Source organism: Bradyrhizobium sp. P2_E8 (assembly GCF_056403875.1).
Genome location: NZ_JBFUES010000694.1, coordinates 1 through 4,220 on the forward strand (window position 1 = coordinate 1; position 4,220 = coordinate 4,220).

At 69.0% G+C, this 4,220-nt stretch carries 5 protein-coding genes; all 5 read right to left on the reverse strand.

Features of this window, described 5'->3' with window-relative positions; genetic code table 11:
* A partial coding sequence (locus AC1D00_RS29685) for a precorrin-3B C(17)-methyltransferase (protein WP_477013117.1) occupies positions 1–632 on the reverse strand: 632 nt, incomplete at its 3' end.
* On the reverse strand, positions 629–1,360 hold the full coding sequence (locus AC1D00_RS29690; RefSeq protein WP_477013118.1) for a precorrin-2 C(20)-methyltransferase: 732 nt from the start codon (positions 1,358–1,360) through the stop codon (positions 629–631). The genes AC1D00_RS29685 and AC1D00_RS29690, both read right to left, overlap by 4 nt.
* 1 nt (position 1,361) lies before the next feature.
* Positions 1,362–1,991 (reverse strand): precorrin-8X methylmutase, encoded by a 630-nt coding sequence (locus AC1D00_RS29695; RefSeq protein WP_477013119.1) that lies wholly within the window; start codon positions 1,989–1,991, stop codon positions 1,362–1,364.
* Positions 1,991–3,154, reverse strand: coding sequence for a precorrin-3B synthase (gene cobG, locus AC1D00_RS29700; RefSeq protein WP_477013120.1), 1,164 nt, complete (start codon positions 3,152–3,154; stop codon positions 1,991–1,993). The genes AC1D00_RS29695 and cobG overlap by 1 nt, the downstream gene beginning before the upstream one ends.
* Positions 3,151–4,220, reverse strand: a 1,070-nt coding sequence (locus tag AC1D00_RS29705) for a cobaltochelatase subunit CobN (RefSeq protein WP_477013121.1), incomplete at its 5' end; no start/stop codon positions are given. The genes AC1D00_RS29705 and cobG, both read right to left, overlap by 4 nt.

The following is a 4,220-nucleotide window of genomic DNA, read 5'->3' on the forward strand; positions in this document are numbered from 1 at the left end:
GCATTGAGCGTGACGGTCTCGATCTTCTCGTCGGATGCGCTGACCGCGCGCGCGAAGATCACGAGCCGCTCGCCGCAGACGGCGTCCTTCAGCACGGCGAGCGCGCGGCCAAATCCTTCCGGCCGGCTCGCCGAACGCGGATTGTACAGCGCAATGGCAAAATCGGCTTCCGCCGCCAACCGCAGACGCTTCTCGATCAGCGCCCATGGCTTGAGATTGTCGGAGAGATTGATCGCGCAGAAATCATGGCCGAGCGGCGCACCGGCGCGCGCGGCCGCCGCCAGCATCGCAGTGATGCCGGGCAGCACGCGGATCGGGAGTTCGCGATATTGCGGCGCCTGTTCGAGCGCCTCGAACACGGCAGACGCCATCGCGAAGACGCCGGGATCACCGGAGGAGACGACGACGACCTGCCCGCCTTCGGCGGCCAGACGCAACGCCTCGCTCGCGCGCGCGAGCTCTTCGCGGTTGTCGGATGGATGCAACGTGAGCCCCGGTCGCGGCGGCACGCGCGAGACATAGGGCGCATAGCCCAGAATATCGGTGGCGGAGGCCAGCGCGGCGGAGACCTCGGGCGTCACCAGCGCGTCACTGCCCGGCCCGAGGCCCGCAATGGTCAACGTGCCCGTCATTCGGCGGCGTCCAGATGCCGGCCCTTGCCGTGGACGAGCACGATCGCGAAATAGGGGCAGTCGGCGGCGTCGATCTCGGCGAGCCGCGCGACGCGCTCGCCCGGCATCGTGCCGCGCTCGACCAGCCAGGCATCGTCGAGCCGGCCCGCGGAAGCGAGCGCGCGGCGCACTTTTGCAAGATTGCGGCCGGTCTTCATGATGACGAGCGCATCGGAGTCCCGCATGCGGCGCTCGAGCTCGTCCTCCGCGAGCGTGCCCATCAATACCGTCGTCACGTCATCGCCGAGCGCGATCGGCTGTCCCACGGCATTCCAGCAGCCGACCATGCCGGGAATGCCGGCGATCACCTCGATCTCGACGCGTCCCTGCAAGCGCGTATGCAGATGCATGAAGGAGCCGTAGAAATAGGGATCGCCTTCGCAGAGCACGACCACGTCGACCGCGCGCGCCAGCCGCGCCAGGCGCTCGGCCCATTCGTCATAGAAGCCCGCAAGCAGCTGGACATATTCGGCGCTGTCGAAGGCGATCTCGGTCGTGACCGGGTATTCCATGGGATATTCGGTGACGCCGCCGGCGAGCATGCCCTCGACAATGCGGCGCGCCTGGCCCGGCTGACCCTTCTTGCGGAAATAGGCCACGTGCTGTGCGCCGCGCACGGTGCGATCGGCGCGCACGCTCATCATATCGGGATCACCGGGGCCGAGACCGCAGCAGATGATGCGTCCCATTCTATTCGCTCCGGCTCGCCAGCGCGTTCACGGCCGCAACGGTAATCGCGGAACCGCCGAGACGGCCCTCGACCGTCAGCGCCGGGACCGGCGGATCGGCCATCAGCGCGGCCTTGGATTCGGCCGCGCCGACGAAGCCGACGGGACAGCCGATGATCGCCGCCGGCCGCGGGCAGCCCGGGTCCTCCAGCATGTTGAGGAGATGAAACAGCGCGGTCGGCGCGTTGCCGATCGCGACGATCGCGCCACCCAGATGCGGCCGCCACAGCTCAAGCGCCGCGGCCGAACGCGTGTTGCGCATGGATTGCGCCAGCGCGGGAAYGGCGGCGTCGCCGAGGGTGCAGATGACGGCATTGGCCGCGGGAAGTCGCGCGCGCGTAATTCCCTCGGAGACCATGCGCGCATCGCACAGGATCGGCGCCCCCTTCTGCAACGCTGCACGCGCGGCGGTCGCCATGCCTGATGTGAAGCGGATGTGCGCTTCCAAGCCAACCATGCCGGCGGCATGGATCATCCGCACCACGACCTGTTCCTCATCGGGCGTGAAACGCGCAAGATCGGCCTCGGCGCGGATGGTCGCAAAGGATTGCCGGTAGATCGCCGCGCCGTCGGTCTCGTAGACATGCGGCATCAATGCCCTCCCATCAGGATGGAGGGATTGCCGACGATGTCGTCGCGGTTCAAGCCGCGCAGGATGGGCTCATCGCGCGTCGACCCGCCGCGCACGAGATCGAAGCCAGCGCCGGTCGCGACCAGCGTAATCGCGGCCGCACCGGAATGAGCGCAGCCCTTGGCGCAGCCGGACACGTGAAGCCGTGCGGCCGCACCGATGTTCGGCGCGAGCGCTGCCGCCAGTGCGCGGGTATCGGCATGCGCCTCGCGGCAGCGCGGCGCGCCGCTGCAGGCGATGACGCGCAGCGCCGGATCGTAGGCTTCGGTGATGAGACCGGCCGTGGACGGCATCGTCCGCTTGCCTTCGCTCAGAACCATCCGCCACGGCGTCATGCGCAGCGCATGGCCGCAGCCGGCGAACTGGCTGAGCGTCGCATGCGGCATTTGCCCGAAGGCGACGCCGACCATCGCGCCCTGCGGATAAAGGCCAGGGCGCGCCGCGGCCATGATCGGCACCGGCTCGGCCTCGCCGCGCAACGCGCCAGGCAGGGCCGCGCCAGCGGCAAGATGCGTCGCCATCCGCCCTCGCCCGCCCCTGGCACCGCCTGATGTCACGAACCAATTTGCGAGCGCGAGCGCGGCGGTCACAGCCTCGCCGCGTCCAACGGAACGGCCGAGGCTGGCGCCATTGGCCCGGACCAGCAGTCCGCCGGCGCGATCCCGCTCGATCCGCACATCCGCGGAATCGCCGGCAAGCACGCGCGACGTGCCGTCATCGACGGCAAAGCCGAATTTCGTCGGAAGCGCGAGCGCGCTGTTCTCGAGCGCCTCCTCGAGCTCGGCGGCGAGCGCCTGGGTCTCGTCGCCCGCGCGCCAGAACGGCGTCACCAGAATGTTGCGCCGGGATTCGGTGTCGGCGTCGGGATCAAGCAGCGCCAGTCGCGAAAGACCGTCGAGCAGCAGCCGGTGGCTGCCTTCGCTGACGCCTCTGATCTGGAGATTGGCGCGGCTGGTGACGTCGATCAGGCCGTTGCCATGGCGTTCGGCCAGATGTGCCAGTCCGGAGATCTGCGCCGCATCGAGCCGGCCGCCGAACGGGCGCACGCGAACCACGAGGCCGTCGCCCGATTGCATCGGCCGCAGCGCGCCGGGGCACCAGCCCTTGACCATGGCCGCGCTCATGACGCCTCCCGCAACGCCGCCGCGATCGAATTGCGACGCGTTCGCCAGAGTGAGGCCTCATGCAGACGGGTGAAACATGTTTCCATCGCGGCGAGCGCCGCCGGATTTTCGTTCGCCATGAAGGCGCGCACATCGGCATTGCCGAGCGTCGCATCGTAATAGAGATCGAACAGATGCGGCGGCACGGCGTCCGCCAGATGGGCGAAGGCGGCCATGTGCTCGAGTGTCGCGGTGATCTCGGCGGCGCCGCGAAAACCATGGCGCATCATGCCGGCGATCCAGGCCGGATTGGCCGCGCGCGCGCGGACCACACGCGAGATTTCCTCCGTCAGCGTGCGCGCATGCGGCTGCTCGGGACGCGTCGCGTCGAGATGATAGAGCGACGGCGCAATCGCGCCGAGATGTGCGGCGGCCGCGGCAACGCCGGCTTCATGCGCGGCATAGTCGGCGGCGAGCAGAAGATCGGTTTCCGGCAAGTCCTGGACATGAACGAAAGCATCGGCCGACGCGAGCCGCTGTTCGATGCCGGCGCGATCAGGCTTGATCGCGCCGTCGGCCGAGAATGCCCACGACGATGCCGACAGCCAGGCTTCGCCGGCCGCATCGCGCGTCTCAGGCGTGAAGGTATCGGGGATCGCCGAGAGACCGACGCCGTATTGCCCGGGGCGCGGCGCGAACACGCGGGACGCACGGTGGCGATACGGATTCTCGTCGCCCTCCTCCTCGCGCGCGGCGAGCGCCTCGGCCGCCGCCTCGAACAACTGCGCAAGCCCGGAGAAGACATCGCGGAACAGGCCCGACACCCGCAGCGTGACGTCGATGCGGGGACGGCCGAGCTCGGCCGGCGCGATGATGTCATAGCCGGTCACGCGGCCGGAGGCGTAATCCCAGCGCGGTGCAAGCCCTGCCAGATGCAGCGCCATCGCGAATTCCTCGCCAGCGGTGCGCATCGTCGCCGAGCCCCAGAGATCGATCACGAGGCTCTTCGGCCAGTCGCCGTGATCCTGCAAGTGACGGCGAAGCAGCTCTTCCGCGAGCTTGATGCCTTGCGCATGCGCCGACGGCG

Excerpts from the sequence above, each read along its gene's own strand:
- AC1D00_RS29690 (WP_477013118.1), bottom strand. The coding sequence starts at position 1,360 with ATGGGACGCATCATCTGCTGCGGTCTCGGCCCCGGTGATCCCGATATG.
- cobG (WP_477013120.1), bottom strand. The coding sequence starts at position 3,154 with ATGAGCGCGGCCATGGTCAAGGGCTGGTGCCCCGGCGCGCTGCGGCCG.